The organism is Kribbella hippodromi (genome assembly GCF_039531045.1).
GTDB lineage: Bacteria > Actinomycetota > Actinomycetes > Propionibacteriales > Kribbellaceae > Kribbella > Kribbella hippodromi.
This window is the reverse complement of the sequence record NZ_BAAAPH010000005.1, coordinates 135,321-154,781: the sequence shown is the minus strand read 5'-3', so window position 1 is coordinate 154,781 and position 19,461 is coordinate 135,321. Positions and strand designations below refer to the sequence as shown.

15 protein-coding genes are annotated in these 19,461 nt (G+C 66.8%); all 15 read right to left on the bottom strand.

The window, feature by feature from the left end:
- Positions 1-230: 230 nt before the first annotated feature.
- Positions 231-968, bottom strand: coding sequence for a hypothetical protein (locus ABD260_RS09530; RefSeq protein WP_344233034.1), 738 nt, complete (start codon positions 966-968; stop codon positions 231-233).
- Complete coding sequence (locus tag ABD260_RS09525) at positions 968-1,468, bottom strand: hypothetical protein (RefSeq protein ID WP_344233033.1); 501 nt, start codon at positions 1,466-1,468, stop codon at positions 968-970. The genes ABD260_RS09530 and ABD260_RS09525 overlap by 1 nt, the downstream gene beginning before the upstream one ends.
- Positions 1,465-2,754, bottom strand: coding sequence for an MCE family protein (locus ABD260_RS09520; RefSeq protein ID WP_344233032.1), 1,290 nt, complete (start codon positions 2,752-2,754; stop codon positions 1,465-1,467). The genes ABD260_RS09525 and ABD260_RS09520 overlap by 4 nt, the downstream gene beginning before the upstream one ends.
- Complete coding sequence (locus ABD260_RS09515) at positions 2,751-3,980, bottom strand: MCE family protein (protein WP_344233031.1); 1,230 nt, start codon at positions 3,978-3,980, stop codon at positions 2,751-2,753. Before ABD260_RS09515 ends, ABD260_RS09520 begins: the two co-directional genes overlap by 4 nt.
- Positions 3,977-5,164 carry an MCE family protein gene (locus ABD260_RS09510; protein ID WP_344233030.1) on the bottom strand — a complete coding sequence of 396 codons (1,188 nt, stop codon included), beginning with the start codon at positions 5,162-5,164 and terminating at the stop codon, positions 3,977-3,979. Before ABD260_RS09510 ends, ABD260_RS09515 begins: the two co-directional genes overlap by 4 nt.
- Entirely contained in the window at positions 5,164-6,177 is a 1,014-nt protein-coding gene (locus ABD260_RS09505) for an MCE family protein (protein WP_344233029.1), read from the bottom strand. Before ABD260_RS09505 ends, ABD260_RS09510 begins: the two co-directional genes overlap by 1 nt.
- Positions 6,174-7,205 carry an MCE family protein gene (locus ABD260_RS09500; protein WP_344233028.1) on the bottom strand — a complete coding sequence of 344 codons (1,032 nt, stop codon included), beginning with the start codon at positions 7,203-7,205 and terminating at the stop codon, positions 6,174-6,176. The genes ABD260_RS09505 and ABD260_RS09500 overlap by 4 nt, the downstream gene beginning before the upstream one ends.
- 160 nt (positions 7,206-7,365) lie before the next feature.
- Positions 7,366-8,694 (bottom strand): MCE family protein, encoded by a 1,329-nt coding sequence (locus tag ABD260_RS09495; RefSeq protein ID WP_344233027.1) that lies wholly within the window; start codon positions 8,692-8,694, stop codon positions 7,366-7,368.
- Positions 8,691-9,521 (bottom strand): MlaE family ABC transporter permease, encoded by an 831-nt coding sequence (locus ABD260_RS09490; protein ID WP_344233026.1) that lies wholly within the window; start codon positions 9,519-9,521, stop codon positions 8,691-8,693. Before ABD260_RS09490 ends, ABD260_RS09495 begins: the two co-directional genes overlap by 4 nt.
- 1 nt (position 9,522) lies before the next feature.
- The gene (locus ABD260_RS09485; RefSeq protein ID WP_344233025.1) at positions 9,523-10,296 is read right to left on the bottom strand and encodes an MlaE family ABC transporter permease; all 774 of its coding nucleotides are present in this window, start codon (positions 10,294-10,296) and stop codon (positions 9,523-9,525) included.
- Complete coding sequence (locus ABD260_RS09480) at positions 10,293-11,240, bottom strand: ABC transporter ATP-binding protein (RefSeq protein WP_344233024.1); 948 nt, start codon at positions 11,238-11,240, stop codon at positions 10,293-10,295. Before ABD260_RS09480 ends, ABD260_RS09485 begins: the two co-directional genes overlap by 4 nt.
- Before the next feature lie 200 nt (positions 11,241-11,440).
- Positions 11,441-11,830, bottom strand: coding sequence for a 50S ribosomal protein L7/L12 (rplL, locus tag ABD260_RS09475; RefSeq protein ID WP_184840526.1), 390 nt, complete (start codon positions 11,828-11,830; stop codon positions 11,441-11,443).
- A 63-nt stretch (positions 11,831-11,893) separates the two neighbouring features.
- Positions 11,894-12,502: a 50S ribosomal protein L10 gene (gene rplJ, locus ABD260_RS09470; protein ID WP_344233022.1), complete on the bottom strand. Its 609-nt coding sequence runs from the start codon at positions 12,500-12,502 to the stop codon at positions 11,894-11,896.
- 243 nt (positions 12,503-12,745) lie between these two features.
- Positions 12,746-13,060, bottom strand: a complete 315-nt coding sequence (locus tag ABD260_RS09465) for a hypothetical protein (protein WP_344233021.1) — start codon at positions 13,058-13,060, stop codon at positions 12,746-12,748.
- A gap of 1 nt (position 13,061) precedes the next feature.
- Positions 13,062-19,325 (bottom strand): RHS repeat domain-containing protein, encoded by a 6,264-nt coding sequence (locus tag ABD260_RS09460; RefSeq protein WP_344233020.1) that lies wholly within the window; start codon positions 19,323-19,325, stop codon positions 13,062-13,064.
- Positions 19,326-19,461: the final 136 nt, after the last annotated feature.

The window sequence follows — 19,461 nt, the reverse complement described above, 5'->3', positions numbered from 1 at the left end:
CGGTGCTGGGAGCGCACGCCAAGCCGCCCCAGTCAAGTCGGAGACCCGAGCGAGGGCGAGAGAAAGGCAGCGCAAAGCAATAGGTTACCCGATCCAGGCAAACCTGTCCAATGGGGTCCAACAGTTTGCCGTCGGACCACCCTCTCCGTCAAGGACCGACCCGGAGTCTCCAGTGGGCAGATCACCCACGAGCCCAGCCGGCGTCCTCTTGGTGCGGAGTCACCTAGAGGTTACAGTCCGGCGATCTCCTGGACCAGCCATCGGCCGCCGTTTCGGACCATCGTGAACCGGGTCCGGTTCAGGTCCACCCGGGGCTTACCCTGCGTGATCGTGCTGGTGGTGGTCTGGTTGACGAAGATGATCAGCGTGACCCGGTCGGCGTCGCCGTCGCGGACCCCGACCTCGCGGACATCGGCCTTCACCGTCGCCTTGGTCTTGGTGGCCAGCTCACCGGCCACCTTGGCGGTCTCGTCGAACTTGGCGGCGAAGTCCGGGGTCATCGTCGCCCGGGCGGCGGCGAAGCTCTTGTCCAGGTCACGGTAGTCGTAGCTGAGCGCGGTCTCGGCCGCCTTCCGGCCGGCCGCGGCGGCCTGGCTCCGGGCGTCCTCGGCCTGGTTGCCGTGCCAGGCCTTGATCCCGAGCAGGACCGCGACGCCCAGCGTCAGCACCACCACGATCGCGAGCGCGACGGTGAGCAGGTTCCCGAGGCCCTGCTTACCTTCCCTGGGCACGGCGGCCTCGGCGGGCTCGGTGGCCCCGGCGGGCTCGGCGGGCTTGGCGGGCTCGGTGGGCTCGGATTGCTTACCTTCTGTAGCTGCCGGCGGTTGCTGAGGGACCTTCACTTCAGCCTCGGCAGCCTCCGGTGTGGCTGGCGTCACATCCGCCTCGACCTCGGTTTCCGCGGGCGGTGCGGCCGGCGTACGCCGCTGGCCGGCGATCCGGGGCCGGTTCGGGGTGCGGCCGGGCATCAGCCCACCACCTGGAGGTCGGCGGTCAGCCACTGGTTCTTCTCGCGGACCAGGTCCAGTTTGATCCGGTACCGCCGCTCGACGCCCTGGGCCGAGGCCGTGTTCGTCACCACCGCGTTCACGATCACCAGGACCTGCGCGGAGTCCTTGTCGTTCGAGACCACTCCGGCCTCCTTCACGTCCCCCTTCGAAGTGGCCTTGTTGGTCACCACGTCGGTCTTCACCGCGTCGATCCCGGACTGGAACTCCTGCTTGAACTGCCCGGTGGAGTCGTCCAGGACGCGCTTCGAGTCCGCGTCCCAGGTCTGGTAGTCGTACGTGGTGAAGTCCAGCGCGAGCTGCCGCGCCGCCTTCATCGCGCCGTCGCGCGCCGAGTCCGCGGCCCGCTGCTTGCTCAGCGCGACCACCGAGAGGGTCAGGCCGGCCAGCGCGACCACGAGCAGCACGCTGAGTGCCCAGGCCAGCAGCAGCCGTCCGTTCAGTCGGGACTTGAGAGTCACTTGCTGGTCACCGGTCCGAGGATCAGGGCCTTCCAGGAGTCGCTGCCGAGCAGCTCTTCCTGACCGCCGGTCGAGCCGAGCACCATCTCCGGCATCCCACCGGTCCCGCCGGCCGCGCCGGTGGCCGGGTCATAGCCGATCCCGTAGCCGATCCGGTTCAGGTTGCGCGCGGAGGGCGCGGGCTTGTTCTGCGAGCCGCGGACATTGATCCCGGTCGACGGGTTCGCCGTACACCCGGCCTTGGTGTTGGCCGGGGTGTTGCTGACATCCTGCGGTACGCGCTTGTCGGTGCCGCCGTATCCGGGCCGGCAGGCCGGCGGGGTCAGCCCCAGGACCAGCCCGAAGTGCGCGTCGTAATGCCCGGTGCCCGGGTCCTTGGCCGGTACGACGTACCCGCCCATCGAGACCGCCGGGTACACCACCAGCAACTGCTCGACGGCGTCCAGCCGGACCGCTGTCAGTTCGCTCACCGTCAGCAGGTTACCGAGCAGCACCGCGATGTCCGCACTGTTGTCCTGGATCAGGCCGGTCAGCTGGGTCGACGCGGCCGAGCCCTGGTCGATCACCTTGCGCAGGTTCGCGTCCGAGCTGACCAGGGTGTCGGACAGCAGCGCGAGGTTCTTCGCCCAGGTCTTGATCGCGTCGCCGCTGGCCACCTGGGTGGCGAGCACGGTGTCGCCGTCGTTGATCAGCTTGATCGTCTGCAGGACGTTCGCGTCCGCGTTGTCGATCAGCTTGCCGGAGCTGTCGATGATCTTCTGCAGATCGCCGCCCTTGCCCTTGAGCGCCGCGCCGAGCTCGCGGACGGTGGTCCGCAGGCTGTTCTTGTCGACCGAGTTCACCAGCTGGTCCAGGTTCAGCAGCAGTTCGGTGGTGTCGATCGGGATCGCGGTGTCCTGGCGGGCGATCTTCGAGTTGTTCTGCAGGTACGGCGACCCGTCGCGGCGCGGTTGCAGGTCGACGTACTGCTCGCCGATGGCGGACCGGTTCGCGACCACCGCCATCAGGTCGTTCGGGATCTTGAACTTCTTCTCGATCTCCAGGTCCACGTCGACCCCATCGGGCAGCAGCTTCAGCTCGCCGACCCGCCCGACCGGCTGCCCGCGGTACGTCACCTCGGCGCCGGAGAAGATGCCACCGGACTCGGCGAAGCTGGCGCTGACGGTGTAGTTCTTGTCCACGACCAGCTGGTCCACCTGCGCGTACCGGGCGCCGACGAAGGCCACGCCGACGACGGTGATCAGCAGGAACACCATCAGCTGGATCCGGACCGCTCTGGTGATCATGAGACCGCTCCCGGCATCAGTGCGCGCGCCAGGTCCGGATCGAACCCGGACCGGTTCAGCTTCGGTGTACAGACCGGCAGCCCGAGCAGGGTGATGCAGGTCGTCGCGGTACCGGTGGGAACCGGCAGCGACGGCAGCACACCGCCCGTGCCCCGGCTCGTCGGCAGGTGCAGCGGCAGGCTGATCCGCCCGGTCGGCAGCGCGGTCGGGCCGAGGGTCGGCAGGTCGAGGTTGATCAGGCCCTTGAGCGCCTTCTGGGTGTTCACGTCGAGGGTGATCCCGAGGTTGGTGAAGTCGCCCTTCGCCGCCTTCGCCGCGTTGTCCGGGAACGGGTACGTGAACAGCAGCTCGAGCGACTTCGGCAGATCCGCACCGGCCTTCGCCAGGTTGGTCAGGATCGGGTACAGCGACTGCAGGTTCGCGACCAGGTCCTTCTGCGCCGAGGTGATCACCCGGGTCGCGGTGTTGCCCAGGGTCGCCAGCGCCTGCAGTGTCTTGACCAGCGCGGCCCGCTGCTTGTCCAGTACGGCGATCGACTTCGGCAACGAGTCGATCGCGGTGGCCAGCGTGGCCTTCTGCGCGTTCAGCTTCTTCGCCAACTGGTCGACGGCCGTGATCGCGGTGACGATCCGCTGCTTGTTCTGATCCAGCGTGCCGACGAAGACGTTCAGCTGCGTCAGTACGTCCCGGATGGCCGGTTCGTTGCCGGTCAGGGCCTTGTTCAGCTCTTGGGTGATGATCTGGAGCTGGGCGACGCCACCACCGTTCAGCAGCAGCGACAGGGCGGACAGTACTTCCTCCACCTCGACGTTGCTGGTCGTCCTGGACAGCGGGATGACTTCGCCGTTCTCCAGGTGACCACGCGGCCGCTCCGACCCGGTCGGCCGGGACAGCGAGACGAACTTCTCGCCGAGCAAGCTGGTCTGCCGGATGGTCGCGTGGGTGTTGTCCGGCAGATCGAGGCTCTTCGGCAGCTTGATCCGCACCTTGGCGACGTACCCGTCCAGCCAGACCTTCTCGACCGTACCGACGGTGACGTCGTCGACCTTCACCGACGACTTCGGCACCAGGTCCAGGACGTCGCTGAACTCGACAGTGACCGTGTACGCCGGCCCCTTGATCTTCGCGCCACCCGGCAGCGGCAGCGAGTACACGCTGAAATCGCAGCCGGTGAGCAGCGTCGCCAGCGCGACCACGCCCGCGAGGAGAGAGATCCGCCGTCTCATTTGACCAGCCCCCCGAGCGTCGGGTCGACCGGGTCGGGGCTGTTCAGCGGGGCCTTCGGCGCCGGCGCCCAGGGCGTACCGGCCGGGCCACCGCTGGCCGGTGCGGCTCCGGTCAGCGAGGTCAGCAGCGGCAGCTTGGCCAGGGCGTCCAGGACCGGCTTCAGCGCGGAACAGGACGACATGCCCTGGTTCGCCTGCAGCAGCAGGGAACAGACGAAGGTCGCCGGGTCGTCCAGCTGGCCCAGGTTGAGCCGTTGGTCCAGCGTGCCGAACTGCGGGTTGTAGATCCGCGCCAGGTTGCCGAGACCGAGCGGAGCGGTGTCGAGGATCTCGGCCAGCGCGGCCTTCTCCTTGACCAGGATCTGCGACAGCGCGGCCGCGCTGGTGACGGTCGTCTTCACCAGCGTGCGGTTGTCCTTGACGAACGTCGCGACCTCACCGAGGGCAGTCGCCAGCAAGGACAGCGCCGACGCCAGGTCCTTGCGCTCACCCGCCAAGGTGGTCGAGACGGCCGAGAAGTTGGTGTTGAACTGCCGGACCAGCTGATCGTTCGCGGCCAGCGCGGACACGAACGTCTGCAGCTGCCGGATCGTGTTGAACAGCGCGGACGAGTTCCCCGACAACGTGCTGGTCAGCTTGGACACGTCGGTGATCGTCTGGTTCAGCTTGGCGCCCTGGCCGTTCAGGTTCTTCGCCGAGACGTCCAGCAACCGGGCCAGTGCGCCCTGGTCGTTCGCGCCCTTCGGACCGAGCGCCACCGACAGGTCGTTCAGGCTCTGGTAGATCTGGTCCAGCTCCAGCGGTACGGCGGTGCGCTCGATCGGGATCTGCGCGCCGTCCGCCATCGCGGCACCCTTCGAGTACGCGGGCGTGAGCTGCACGTACCGGTCGGCGACGATCGACGGTGAGGCGATCACGGCCTTCGCGTCGGCCGGCACCTTGTGCTTGGCGTCCCACCAGAACTTCACCCGGACGGTACGACCGGCCGGCGTGATGCTCTCCACCTCGCCGACCTTGATGCCGAGGATCCGGACGTCCGACCCCGGGTACACCGACACCGCGCGCGGGAAGTACGCCGTCGCGGTCACCCGCTCCGGTTTCGGCCACAGCGTGACGAGTCCGACCGCGACGATCACCACGACCACCGCGATCGCGATCAGCCGGGACAGCGCGTTCACCTTCATCAGCCACCACCCCCGAGGATCGGCGGCAGTCCGGGCGGCAACAGCCTCGGCAGCGGAATCTCGGGTACGGGCGCCAGGTTCTGCAGGTACGTGTCGAACCACGGGCCGGTGCCGAGCGTGTTGGTGAAGACCCGGACGAACGGCGCCAGGCCCTTGATGCTGGCGTCCAGGTCGTTCTGGTTCTTCAGCAGCACGGCGAGGACCGCGTTCACCTTCTGCAGGGTCGGCGCGAGGTCCTTGCGGTTCTCCCGGACCAGCGCGGTGATCTGCGCGGACAGCGCCTGCGTCGACACCAGCAGCTGGTGGATCAGTGCGCGCCGCGCCTGCACCGCCTGGAACACGGTGTTGCCGTCCTTCATCAGCTTGATCAGCTGCTGGTTGCGGTCGGCAAGGATCTTGGTGACGACGTTCGAGTTCTGCAGCAGCAGTTTGAGCTGTTCGTCGCGTTTGGCCACGTTCTGCGACAGGCGGGACAGTCCGGTCAGCGAAGCGCGTACCTCGTCCGGCGTGTTCTTGAAGGTCGCCGACAACGTGTCCAGGGCCTTCGCCAGCTGCGCGGTGTTGATCCGGTCGGTGGTGTTGGCCAGGTCGGTGAAGGCGTCCACCACGTCGTACGCCGACGTCGTCCGCGCCAGCGGGATCTCCGCGCCGGGTTTGAGCTGCCCCGAACCGGCCGGGTCCAGCTTCAGGTACTTCTGCCCGAGCAGCGTCTTGATCTTCATCTCCGCGCCGGTCTGGTCACCGAGCTTCACGCCCTGATCGACCACGAAGTCGACCCGGACGTGAGTACCCTCCAGCTCGACGCTGCGCACCTTGCCGACCCGGACACCGGCCACCCGGATCTCGTCGTTCGGCTTCAGCCCGCCCGCCTCGGAGAACTGCGCCGAGTACTTGGTGCCGCCACCGATCAGCGGCAGGTCCTGCGCCTTGAACGCGGCCAGCATGATCAGCCCGATCACGGTCAGCCCGATCACACCGATCGTCACCTGGTTCTGCTCGCGGAAAGGTTTCACTTCTTGCACCTCGCCGAGTTCAGGTCGTACGCGACCGGGATGCGGGTGCCGGTCGGCAGCGTGACGTTGCCGTCGAAGTTGCACAGGTAGAAGTTGAACCAGGAGCCGTACGAGGCGGTCCGGGTCATCGTGTTCAGCTTCCCGGGCAACGTGTTCAGCGTCTTCACCCAGATCGCCTGGGTGTCGTCCAGCGTGGACGCGGTGATCCGCAGCTTGTCCAGGTCGGCCTTGATCGGCACCCGGGTCTGCTGCAGCAGGCCGGCGGTTTTGGTGTTCAGCGAGTTGATCGAGCCGAGCGAGTTCAGGATCGGGGTGACGTCCTGGCTCAGGCCGGTGATGAACTGCTGCAGGTTCACCAGCAACTGGGAGAAGTTCTGCTGCCGCTGCGACACGATCTGCAGGGTCCCGGTCAGGTTGGTGATCAGGTCGCCGATCACCTGGTCGGCGTCGGCCAGCGTGGTGGTCAGCGACGCGGTCTTGGCCAGCAGCGACTCGATCGTGCCGCCTTCGCCCTGCAGCACCTTGATCACCTCGAACGCGAACTGGTTCACGTCCGCCGGGGTGAGCGCGGTGAACAACGGTTTGAACCCGTTGAACAGCACCGACAGATCGAGCGCGGGCGACGTACGCTCCTTCGGGATCAGACCGTTCTTCTGCAGCCGCGGCCCGCCGCCGACCCCGTCGGTGAGCGCGACGTACCGGTTGCCGACCAGGTTCCGGTACCGCAGCGTCGCGTGCGTCGAGGCGTCCAGCACCTGATCGGAGTCGACGCTGAACGTCACCATCGCGTACTTGTCCTGGTACAGCGCGATCTTGTCGACCTGCCCGACCTTCACGCCGGCGATCCGGATGTCGTCACCCTGGTTCAGCCCGACCGCGTCGGTGAACACGGCCCGGTACTTGGTGGTCGTGTTGAAGGTGATGTTCCCGATCGTCACCGCCAGCAACGCGGTCGCGATCGTCGTCACCACCACGAAGATCCCCAGCCGAACGGTGTCGAACGTGGTCTTCCGGTCGAAGAAGCTCATGTGGTGACCCCCCTCGGCTGTTGGTGCGTAGCTCCGGTGTCCAGGCGGGTGCATCGCAAGGCGGAGGAGGTGCTCGATGCGGGTTTCATCGTGCGCCGACGACAACGCGGCGAGGCGCCCGCCTGGGCGCCGGAGATGCGTGCCGAACAGCCGAGGGGGGTCACCTTAGGTTCACCTGCCCGCCGCGGAGCAACGGTCCGACCATCAAGGTGGTCAGGTCCGGTACGTCGTTCGCGGGTACGCCCATGGCCGGGCCGACGACCGAGTCGATCACCTTTTGCTCGGCCGGGGTGCCGACGCCCTGGGTGTCCATCGCATAGCCGGGCATCGCGCGGTTCAGTTTCAGGTTCAGCGGGAAGCGCTGGTTCTTGTTGTGGTCGCCGATCACGCCGTCGTCAGCAGTCACGTACGGCGCCGGGTTCTCCTGGTTGTACGGGCCGGGCTTCTCCCCCGGGACGCTGTAGTTCTTGCCGACACACGTCGGGCCGCGATGGTCCTTGTACGCCGGGAGCTCGTTCGGCTCGTACGGGGTCGGCTGGTTGGTGATCAGCTCGAGGTTGATGTTCAGCCGGCCGTCGCGGAACGTGTCGTTCAGGATCGGAGCCGTGTCGCTCAGCACCTTGAGGAAGCACGGCACCTCCGGCGAGTACCGCTCCAGCAGGTTCAGCACCGGACGGCTGACCTGACCGAGCCGGATCACCCGATCCTCGTTCTGTTGCAGGAAGGTGTTCCCGGTGGTCGACAGCTTCTGCACATCGCCGAAGAAGGTCTGCAGTTGCTGTTCCTTCTCCACCACGGTGTTGCCGGTGATCGTCAGGTTGCGCAGTGCGCGGACCAGGTCGGGGGTCGCGTCGCCGTACAGGTTCGAGACCTGGGTCAGCTTGGCCAGTGCGTCCATCAGCTTCGGGACGCTCGGGTTCAGCTTCTTCAGGTAGCCGTCCAGCTGGGTCAGCGTGCCGGCGATCTCGGCGCCGCGGCCTTCGAGCGCGGTGGCGAGCGTGTTCAGGGTCGCGTTCAGGTCGGCCGGGTCGACCGCCTGGAGCAGCGGCAGCGCGTCGTTCAGCACCTTCTCGATCTCGATGCCGACGGCGGTCTTGTCCCGGCTGATCACGTCACCGGCCTTGATGTGCGCGCCCTCGGGTCCTTTCGGTGGGACCAGCGCCACATACTTCTCGCCGAACAGCGTCTTCGGCAGGATCCGGGCGCTGACCGCGCTGGAGATCTCGCCGATCTGGTCGGGTTTGAGCGCCAGCTGGACGGTCGCCTCGTCACCGTCGGTGGACACCTTGCGCACCTCGCCGACGATGATGCCGCGCAGTTTCACGTCCGCGTGCTCGTTCAGCTGCAGGCCGATGTGGCTGGTCTTCAGCTCGACGTCGACGGTCTTCACGAAGATCTTGGCGTAGAACGCGTACGTCAGCCAGAGCAGGAAGCACAGCACGCCGATGAACGCGACCCCGAGCACCTTGTGCGAGATGAATCTGCTCATCCGGCCAGCCTCACGGTGGTCGTCGTACCCCAGATGGCCATCGACAGCAGCAGGTCGACGACGTTGATCACCACGATCGACGTACGCACCGCGCGCCCGACCGCGACGCCGACGCCCGCGGGACCACCGGTGGCGTGGTACCCGTGGTAGCAGTGCACCAGGATCACCAGCACCGAGAACACCAGCACCTTGCCGAACGACCACAGCACATCGCCTGGTGGCAGGAACAGATGGAAATAATGGTCGTACGTGCCGGTGCTCTGTCCGTAGAACGTGGTGACGGTGAGTCTCGTCGCGAAGTACGAGGCGAGCAGCCCGACCACGTACAGCGGGATGACCGCGACCAGGCCGGCGATGATCCGGGTGGTGACCAGGAACGGCAGCGACGGGATCGCCATCACCTCGAGGGCGTCGATCTCCTCGCTGATCCGCATCGCGCCGAGCTGCGCGGTGAAGCCGCAGCCGACGGTCGCGGCCAGCGCGATGCCGGCGATCAGCGGGCCGATCTCGCGGGTGTTGATGTACGCCGAGACGAAGCCGGCGAACGCCGAGGTGCCGATCTGGTTCAGCGCCGAGTATCCCTGCAGGCCGACCTCGGTGCCGGTGAAGAAGGCCAGGAAGGTGATCACGCCGACGGTGCCGCCGATCACCGCGAGCGCGCCGGTGCCGAGCGTGACCTCGGCCAGCAGCCGCAGGATCTCCTTGCGGTACCGGGTGACGGACTTGCCGGACCAGGCCAGCGCCTTGAGGTAGAAGGCGAGCTGCTCACCGAGCTTGTCCAGCGAGTTCAGCGGCTTCTTGACCAGGGTGTCCACCAGGGCCGACACGTCAGGCCCCCTTCGGCGGGACGAGCTGGAAGTAGATCGCGGTCATCGAGAAGTTCGCGACGAACAGCAGCATGAAGGTGATCACCACGGACTGGTTCACCGCGTCGCCGACGCCCTTCGGGCCACCGCCCGCGTTGACCCCTTTGTACGCGGCAACGACCGCCGCGATGAAGCCGAAGACCAGCGCCTTCGCCTGGCCCTGCCACAGGTCGGGAAGATGCGCGAGCGCGGTGAACGACGCGATGTAACTGCCCGGGGTGCCGTCCTGCAGGACGACGTTGAAGATGTAGCCGCCCATCACGCCGACCACGCTGACGAATCCGTTCAGGAAGAACGCGACCAGCATGGTGGCCAGTACGCGCGGAACCACCAGGCGCTGGATCGGGTCGATGCCCAGCACCATCATCGCGTCCAGTTCCTCGCGGATCTTCCGGGAGCCGAGGTCCGCGCAGATCGCCGAACCGCCGGCGCCGGCGATCAGCAGCGCGGTCGCGATCGGCGACGCCTCCCGCACCACCGCCAGGACGGCCGCCGAACCGGTGAAGGCCTGCGCGCCGAACTGCTTGATCAGCCCACCGACCTGCAGCGCGATCACCGCACCGAACGGGATCGCGACCAGCGCAGTCGGGATGATCGTCACGCTCGCCACGAACCAGGCCTGCTGCAGGAACTCCTTCAGCTGGAACGGCCGCCGGAAGGTGGCCCGGCCGGTGTCCAGGGCGAAGGCGAACAACGAGCCCGCGTGCTTGAGCGGCGCGGTTGCCGAGACGGTCACCGCGCGCCCACCGTGTTGGTTTGGAAGGAGCCTGGGGGCGGGACGACGCCGTGTTCGCGGCACCATTCGCCCGGCGGGCGCTGGGTCGGGCGGAGCATGCCGCTGCTGGGCAGCTGCTGGATCGGGATCGGCGGCAGCGGCGGCAGTTCCTGGCCGGCCTCGGCGGCGAGTTCCTCGGCGTCCTTCTCCTCGGACATCCCGATCGGGCCGATCATCTGCGCGTTCAGGAACTGGCGGATCACCGGTTCCTCACTGGACAGCAGCATCTCCCGCGGGCCGAACATGGCCAGGTGCCGGTGGTACAGCATGCCGATGTTGTCCGGTACGGTCCGCGCGGTGTTGACGTCGTGCGTGACGATCAGGAAGGTCGCGCCGAACGCCTCGTTCAGGTCGATCATCACCTGGTTCAGGAACGACGTACGCACCGGGTCCAGGCCGGAGTCGGGCTCGTCGACCAGCAGGATCTGCGGGTCCAGCACCAGCGCCCGGGCCAGGCCGGCTCTTTTGCGCATGCCGCCGGAGATCTCGCCGGGCAGCTTCTTCTCCGCGCCGACCAGGCCGACCATCTCCATCTTCTCCATCACGATGGAGCGGATGTCGGACTCGGACTTCTTGGTGTGCTCGCGGAGCGGGAAGGCGACGTTGTCGTAGAGGTTCATCGAACCGAACATCGCGCCGTCCTGGAACAGTACGCCGAACAGCCGGCGTACTTCGTACAGCTCCCGCTCGCTGCAGGTGGCGATGTCCGTGCCTTCGATCCAGACATGCCCGCGCTCGGGTTTGATCAGCCCGATCAGCGTCTTCAGGAACACCGACTTCCCGGTACCGGACGGGCCGAGCATCACGCAGATCTCACCGGCGGGCAGGGTGAGGGACACGTCACCCCAGATGAGCTGGCTGCCGAAGGACTTGGTCAGACCCTCGACGCGGACCTCTACGCCCACCGGCCCTCCTCACGGATATGTCTGCTGCTGCCCAACGACAGGGCAGTGGCCTAGGTTACGCACGAGTACGGTTTGCGTAAACCCTTGGAAGTCAAGCGGTTGAGATACTAGCCAGGGTGAAATGCAAGAAGGGCGGTCCCTGTGCGGGGACCGCCCTTCTCAACACATTCGTTACGTCCCGTGGCGGAACGTCACCGGGGTCACTTCAGGGTGACGGTGGCGCCGGCGCCCTCGAGGGCCTCCTTGGCCTTCTCCGCGGCAGCCTTGTCGACCTTCTCCAGGATCGGCTTCGGGGCCGACTCCACCAGGTCCTTGGCCTCCTTCAGCCCAAGGCTGGTGAGACCGCGCACCTCCTTGATGACCTGGATCTTCTTGTCGCCGGCGCTCTCGAGGACGACGTCGAACTCGTCCTGCTCGGCGGCTTCCTCGGCGGCCGGGGCACCCGGCGCGCCCGCGGCGGCGGCAACGGCGACCGGGGCGGCGGCGGTGACGCCGAACTCCTCCTCGAACGCCTTAACGAACTCCGACAGCTCCAGCAGGGTCAGTTCCTTGAACTGGCCGAGGAGCTCTTCGGTGCTGAGCTTCGCCATGATGGCGGTCCTTCCTGACAGATGGTGCTTGTGATCACTGATGGGGTGTTGCGGTGAGATGCCTCAGCTGTCCGCTGCGGCAGTCTCCTCGGTGCTCGCCTCGGCAGGTGCCTCGACCGCGTCCTGGACCTCTGCCGGAGCAGCGGTCCCGGAAGCGTCGGCCGGCAGCTTGTCCTGCAGCGCCGCGAACAGGCGCGCGGCCTGCGACAGCGGAGCAGCGAACAGCGACACCGCTTGCTGCGGGGCCGCCTTCATCGCACCTGCGAGCTTCGCGAGGAGAACCTCACGCGACTCCAGGTCAGCGAGCTTGCTGATCTCGTCAGAGCTGAGCGACTTGCCCTCGAGCACGCCGCCCTTGATGACGAGAAGGGGATTCGCCTTGGCGAAGTCACGCAGACCCTTGGCCGCAACCACCGCGTCGCCCTTGATGAAGGCGATAGCGGAGGGGCCTTCGAGCAGGCTGTCGAACGAGTCGACGCCGGCGTCCTTGGCCGCGATCTTGGTCAGCGTGTTCTTCACCACGGCGTAGTTCACGTCGTCACCGAGCGAAACTCGAAGTTGCTTGAGCTGCGCGACGGTGAGACCGCGGTACTCGGTCAGCACGGCGCCGTTGGAGCTACGGAACTCGTCCGTCAGCTCCGCGACAGCGGCTGCCTTGTCCGGCCTCGCCATGGGGGTCTCCTTCTCTCGGCTTCCACGCCTAGACCCCTGAAAAGGAGAAACGCCCCTGCGCAGGCGCAAGGGCGTGAACATACAATCTGTCACTGTCCAAGTCACCTGCGCGGGCCGCCCACCTTGCGATGGGACCTTCAGCTACCTAGGGCAGCAACCAGCGGTCTTCGGCAGTCAACAGTGTGCCTGAGCCTGCCCCGGAAACCAAATCGGTTCCCGGGGCAGGTCCCGGTCAGGTCTCGCTCAGCGTTCCGGCAGCCCCAGCAGCCAGTCGAACTCGCCGTTGCGGGCCAGCCGCTCCACCGCTGCCTCCACGGCCGTCCTGGACAGTGCGGGCAGCATGATCACGTTCGGTTCGTAGTACGGCTCGCCGGCCTCGGTTCCGATCGCGGCCGCGCTCCGGATCCGCTCCGGGTCGAAGAAGATCACCGGGAACTGCCGCCCGGCCCGCTCGAGCCGGGCGTTCAGCAGCACGCCGCGGCTCTCGGCCTCGGCCCAGTCGTAGTCGTCCATCTCCTGGGCCAGGACCAGCACCCAGCCGGCCTCGTCGGCTGCCATCTCATCTCCTCGCCGGTGGTCCGAACCTGATCTGGCCGAGCAGGTCCGAGAACTCCTGCGGTCTCAGCTTGACCCCCTCCGCCGGCACCACTTCGTAATGGGTGCCGCTGGTCCGCATGATCCGCAGCTGCGGCGGCACGCTTTCCACGATGACTTCCCACGGTATCCGGTTGTACTTGCGGATCTGGTTCGGATCGGTGTTGGTCGACGGCCCGAACTGCGGCTTGACGTACCCCTCCTTGTCCACCTGGTAGTCCTTGGCGTCCGGCCGCAAAGTCGGTGCGTCGCCCGGCTTCGCGCCGCGGTAGAGCTTGCCCTCGTCCTCGTCGTACTTGTCCTTCAGCCGGCCCTTCGGTTCCTGCTTCGGGGTCGGCGCGGGTTTCGGTATCCGCGGCGTCGGGTCCTTCTTCGGCGGGGCCGGCTTCGGCGGCGGCGCGGGTTTCGGTGGGTCCTTCCGCGGCGGTGGCTGCCGCGGCACCGCCTTGTCCGGCACCTGTCTGATGATCGTCCTCAGGATCGTCTGGGTCTGCTGGATCACGTACGTGACCAGGACCTGGATCAGGCGCCAGAGGATCACGATCGCGGTCCAGACGAAGGTGACGAACTTGACGATCTGTTTCCACAGGAAGGCGAAGAAGTCCCAGACCGATTCGCGGACCTCGCGGGTGTCGACCATCGTCACCGGCTGGCTGTACGCCTGCTGGTACGCGTAGTAGAACGCCACCACGATCAGGACGATCAGCACCACCGGTACCACGACCACCTGCGCGAACTTGCCGTCCGAGTCGTCGAAGCTGACCGGGTTGTTGTTCGCGTACGAGTAGCCGTTCATCTGTTGTGGATCGGTGTTGTCCACCACCGGATCGACCGACAAGAACCTTCCGGTCGACTTGTCGTACTCGCGGGCACCCATGTGCACGAGCCCGGTGTCCGGATCACTCGTACCGCCGTGGAAGTCCCGCTGCCCCGGCCAGTTGGCTGCCGCGGTACCACGTGACTCCCCGTACGGAGTGTTCCGGCGGCGCTGTACTGCCTGCGTGGTCGCGTCGATGGCTGTGGTCGGACTGCCGTGCAGGTCCGAGAACAGCCACGTCAGCTTGCCACCGGTGCGGACACCGACCAGCCGGTCGCCAAAGGTGTAGTAGCGCGTACCTGTGACGGTGTTGCCGGCCTTGTCGAGGTGGAGCTCCGTCTCACCGAGGTACAACGTGGTGCCGGAGCTGTCCCGGCGGATCAGCCGGTTGCCCTCGGTGTCATAGACAGCTGCCGTCTTGACTCCGCCCTTGGTGGTGTCAGCCAGTTGTCCTTCGGCGTTCCAGTTGAGGATCTCGTCCACGCCGTCAGCGGTGCGCTTGTTGGTATTGCCGATGGCGTCATAGCCGTACGTCTTGCTGGTCGTACCGGCCGGTCCGGTGGTGTTGACCGCAGTCAGCGCGTGCGGCTTCGTACTGCCGTACTCGTAGGTGCTGGTCGTCGTACCGGCTGCTGAGATCGTCTGCTCGCTCTTGCGATTACCTGTCTTGTCGAACGTCCACTGCTGCCAGTACGGCGCCGGACCACCCAGGCCGGCCACTGACGGCGCCCCTGTGCAGTCACCGGCGGTGTTGTCCGCACCCGGCTTCGGTGTCCACGCCTTTGTCAGTCGGCGCAGGTAGTCGTAGTTGAAGCACTGGGTGTCAGTAGCTTCACCAGAAGCAGCCGGAGCGATGTCCGTTGCCTTGGTGATGTTGCCGCCCGGGTCGTACTGGTACTGCGTGTCGGACACCCGGGTCGGCGACAGCTGCTTGTCGATGACGATCCGGTTGACTCGGCGGGTCACCGGGTCGTACTCGAACTTCTGCTGGACGAACGGACCGGACGCGGTGCCGAGCGTCAGTACGTCGGCGTCCTCGAACGGCGTGTAGGACAGCTGCCGTACGTACGTGTCCTGACCGCGCAGCGACTTCAGCAAGCCCTGGTCGTTGTAGTCGTACGTCAGCGTCTCGGCGTCGAGTCCACCGGCAGCGGAGTCACCGACCTTCGGCAGCGTCCGCGTCGCCAGTTCACCGTCGTCGTTGAAGGTCTGGCCGACCGTGTACGTACCGGCCAGCTTCCCCTCCGACGCCGGCAGTGTCAGCGACGTACCAGTCGGCTGACCGGACGGGTCGTACCCGGTGATCGCAGTGGTGTACTCGTCGGTCCCCACGTACTTGGTAGCGGACGTGGGCCGCCCCGGCGCGACGGTGTCGTACTTCCACGAGCTGAGCAACGGACCGTCCGCCGCGCCCTGGTGGATCGCCGTTTTGCGTCCGACGTTGTCGTAGTCGTAGAAGAGCTGCACGCCACGCGCATCGGTCGACGAGGTGATCTGGTCACCCACGTCGTACGTGAACTTGGTGATGCCCTTGTCCGGGTCGTTCTCCTCGATCTTGCGGCCCTGGACGTCGTACTTGTAGCTCCAGACGTTGCCGGCCGGGTCGGTGGTCGTCTTGAGCTGTCCGGACGGCCAGTACGTGTAGGTGGTCTTGTCGTACGCACCGCTCGGGCTGTTGCCCTGGTACTGACGCAGCTCGATCAACCGGCCCTGCGAGTCGGTGATGCGGGTAGTAGGTGTCTGCCCGTCCGGCGGGTCGATGGTCTGGACGTTCGTACCGACTTCGTGGTCGATGGACCACTTGGTCTGGCCGAGCGACTTGAACAGCTGCTGCTTCGGCCGGGCCGCCTCGTCGTACACGTTGACGGTCTGCTTCGGCAGCGTCGCCTCGTCGACCAGGTTGAGCTCCTTCTCGGCCAGCACCCGGGTGAAGTACGGACCGTTGATCTTCACCTCGTTGTTGCGCGAGTCGTACCGGTGGTCCGTGACCAGCCAGCCGCCGTTCGGTGCCTTCTCCTGGGTCTGCCGCAGTCGCTGCAGACCGTCGTACAGCTCGTAGCTGGTGTCGTACACACCTGGCTTGAGCAGGCGCTTGGTGGTGCGTACGGACGGTCCGTCGTCGCGGACCGAGTACTCGGTCTCGATGTCCGGCGGTCCGCTCTTCGGGTGGCCGGGGCTCCAGGTCTTGGTCACCCGTCCGAATGCGTCCAGCTCCTTGTCGGACCGGCGGCCGTCCGGTGTGGTCATCCCGATCGCCGCACCGAAGGCCGGCTCGTAGTCCGTGACGCTTTCCATCCCGTTCGCGGCGACTTCGGTGATCTTGGTGATCGGTCCGTAGTCCGGGTTGTAGATGTTGCGTACGGTGCGGTTCAGCCCGTCCGTCTTGCGGATCTGGCGGCCGATCGAGTCGTACGCCGCGGTGAACGCCAGCTCGTACGTCGGCTTGCCGGCCGCGTCGAAACCGGACAGCCGCTCGGCCCGGGTCAGCAGGCCCTTGGTGGGCGGCGTACTGACATCGGTGGCGCCGTCGTAGTACATCCGGTCGTCCCGGATCACGTCGGCGTTGGTGAAGGCAGCACCGCAGCTCTTGTCGACGAGCTGTTGCCGTGACGGCAGCTCCCGCAGGTTCGCGGCGCTGTTCTCGTTGTAGTAGTACCGCGTACAGGTGTCGTCGGCCGGCGTGGAGATGTCGTTCGACTCGTCCTTTCTGGTCAGTCGTCCCTGCGTGTCGTACGTGTTCGCAGTACCCAGCTTCAGGTCACCGGTAGGAGTCGGCAGGTACTGCGTGACCTGCTTCTGACCGGATCGCCTTGCGGTCAGCGTGCCCCACGGCTGCGTCATGGAGGCCGTCGGATCACCGAGGTAGTAGTCGGAGATGCTCCGGTTCACTACAGCAGTGCCGTTGAACGTGGTCTGCTCGCGGGACTGACCGGCCAGCTCGTTGGTGTCCTTGACCTGTGTACCGGTGGAGTCCGTGATCTTGACGTCCTTGACCGGTCCGGCGGTGGTGCGGTCGCCGTCCATGCCGCGGTAGTACAGCGTCTCGGTGACGGACTGCGGCTCGTCCGCACGTCCTTTGGCCACCTTGATGTCGCTGTAGCCGCGCCACTGCGACCAGGTCGACTCCTTCAGGTCGGTACCGGCGTCCTGCTCCGAGAACCGCCAGGCCGGCTTGTCCTGGTACGACACCGTCGTCACGTTCGGGACCGGTGCCTGCCACGGGTCGTTCGCCGCAGCGGTCCGGTCCGTCTCGACGACCTGCTTCACGACGTACTTGTGGTACCAGTCCTGACGCTCGGCTGATCCCTCCGGAGTCCACTTCTGCGGCCGGCACCTGCGGTCGTTGTGGTCCGGCTGGGGCAGGTCCGTCGGAGTGCAGTCCACCCCGTCGTACGCGACTGTGAGGTCACCGCCGGAGCCGTTGTGCACTGCACTGATCCGGAACCACTCCAACGGCGGCACCGCATCGCTTCCGGTGTCGACGCGGTTTCCCATCGCGACGCCGTCGAAGCTGGTTGTCTGCAGCTGCTGTGGGTTCGGACCGACCAGGCCGGTTGGAGTGACCTCGCGCAACCACAAGGACGGACTGCTGTTGTCACCACGCAGGTACTCCTGCCGGAACGCGACGGACTGCACGTCCTCGAACTTGCTGCTGGCAGCTCGCCACACCTGTGAGGTGATCTTGGTCAGCCGGCGCTGGCTCCAGTACGTCGGCGTGTAGTGGTTCTCGCAGTTGGTAGTACTCGCACAGTTCAGGTCCCACGGGGTGTCCGGGTAGGTACTGGTCTGACTCGGACCACATGGTTCCGGCGTACACCGCTCGGCCGTGGTGAACAGCACCTGCGCGACCGGCTTCTGGTTGTACACCTGCCCATCGACCTGTCCGTACTCGATCCGCTTCAAGTTGCCGGCGCGTACGTACGGGCTGACAGCGCTCTTCGTCACCATCCGGGCGTAATTGCCCAGCTCGGTGTCGTAGTACAGGCTCATCGTGTTGCCGAACCGGTCCACGACGTAGTCCAGGTTCCACTGGTACGCCTGCTGGCACCACGAGTCGGCGAAGGCGGTCTTGTTGCACTGCTCGCCGGGGTTGTTGCCGTACGCGGGCACGGTCCAGGCCGACTTGGTCTCGTCCTTGCCGCTGGTCCAGCCCGGCAGCCGGTTCAGGCCGAAGTAGTACTTCGTCCCCTCCGGCGACGTCATCCGCCAGTACTCGCCCTTGTCGGCGGCCAGGACACCCTCGTCGCCGTTGGCCGCGCCGCTCAGCCGCTCGATCACCGAGCCGTCGTCCCCGCGCATCCGCCAGACCTCGCCGCTCGCGTCCTTGTGGTCGAGGACGAGCGAGCCGGACTTGCCGTTCACGGCGATGTTCAAGCTGTCGCCGGCGAAGCAGAGGTCACCGGTGTTCTTGTCGCCGTTGTTGCCGGACTTGTCCTTGGAGCACGACCGGAACCGGCGCTCGATCGAACCGCCACCGCTCAGCGAGAAGCCTTGGCCGATCAGCGACGTCTGGTTGTTCGTCGCGGAGGACAGGCCGTCCAGGGCACCCGAGGAGTACTGCAGGCCGACCGACGGGGCCGGGCCACCGATCGAGGGCGGCGTCGTGATCGGCAGCGACCACTCGAAGTCGCCCGACGATCCGCCGATGCTCCAGGTCGCCGCACCGGCACTCTGGTCCGACTTCTTGTAGTCGCCGGCGCCGCTGCTGTCGCCGGCCGCCACCATCAACGTCTGCGGCTGCGCGCCGACCGGGACGTCGGCGATCACCTCACCCGATCCGTTGTTCAGGCTCGGGACGACGGTTCGGCGGTCGCCGTTCTGGGTGGTGAACCGCAACCGGGTCGCCCAGTCACCGCCGAAGGCATCGCGGAAGGCCCGGTAGTCCAGGCCGAGCGTGACCTTGCCGGACTTGGCCACGCCGTCGGCGCGGCTGACCTTCAGCTCGAGCGCGTCACCGCGCCGGCCGACCAGGTCGACCTTCACCTTCGCCGGTGACGTTGCCGCGACGCCGGTCTGGAGCCGTTCCTTGGCGGCCGCGGCGGTCGGCGCCACCCAGACCGGCAGGTTGCCGGCCTTGGCGCGCTGTGCCACCCGGCCGCCGTTCAGGCCGAGCGCCCAGGCGTTGCTGCCGCCGGGGGCCGGGACCGCGACCTCGGCGCTTCCGGCCGCGGGCCAGGTCACCGTCGGCGTACCGGTCAGCACCTTGCCGGCCGACGGATCGGCCGGGCGCGCGTCCGCCTTGGCGGTCCGGCCGCCGAGCGACTTGAACTCGGTCGGGTTGAACTTCGGGTCGCGCTTGGTGGCCGCGGCGGCGGACAGACCGCTCTGCTGGTCACCGAGGAGCATCGCGGCCGCGACCAGGGCCGCGGTCAGCGTTCGGAAGATAGTTGCTCTACGCAACCGTGAGGACATCACGTGGTACCTCCTGGGCGGGGAGATCGGCGAGCCGAGTGTCACACGCCGGAAAATCCCGTGGAAGCCCTTCAGACACCGTCGAATGGCCTGCCCGGCTGCCTGTTTTGAGCAGCGATCTGGGCAGGTTTCCAGG

Bases quoted from the DNA above. Each gene is read 5' to 3' on its own strand.
- ABD260_RS09530 (WP_344233034.1), bottom strand. From the start codon at position 968: ATGCCCGGCCGCACCCCGAACCGGCCCCGGATCGCCGGCCAGCGGCGT.
- ABD260_RS09520 (WP_344233032.1), bottom strand. From the start codon at position 2,754: ATGATCACCAGAGCGGTCCGGATCCAGCTGATGGTGTTCCTGCTGATC.
- ABD260_RS09515 (WP_344233031.1), bottom strand. From the start codon at position 3,980: ATGAGACGGCGGATCTCTCTCCTCGCGGGCGTGGTCGCGCTGGCGACG.
- ABD260_RS09510 (WP_344233030.1), bottom strand. From the start codon at position 5,164: ATGAAGGTGAACGCGCTGTCCCGGCTGATCGCGATCGCGGTGGTCGTG.
- ABD260_RS09500 (WP_344233028.1), bottom strand. From the start codon at position 7,205: ATGAGCTTCTTCGACCGGAAGACCACGTTCGACACCGTTCGGCTGGGG.
- ABD260_RS09495 (WP_344233027.1), bottom strand. From the start codon at position 8,694: ATGAGCAGATTCATCTCGCACAAGGTGCTCGGGGTCGCGTTCATCGGC.
- rplL (WP_184840526.1), bottom strand. From the start codon at position 11,830: ATGGCGAAGCTCAGCACCGAAGAGCTCCTCGGCCAGTTCAAGGAACTG.
- rplJ (WP_344233022.1), bottom strand. From the start codon at position 12,502: ATGGCGAGGCCGGACAAGGCAGCCGCTGTCGCGGAGCTGACGGACGAG.
- ABD260_RS09465 (WP_344233021.1), bottom strand. From the start codon at position 13,060: ATGGCAGCCGACGAGGCCGGCTGGGTGCTGGTCCTGGCCCAGGAGATG.
- ABD260_RS09460 (WP_344233020.1), bottom strand. From the start codon at position 19,325: ATGTCCTCACGGTTGCGTAGAGCAACTATCTTCCGAACGCTGACCGCG.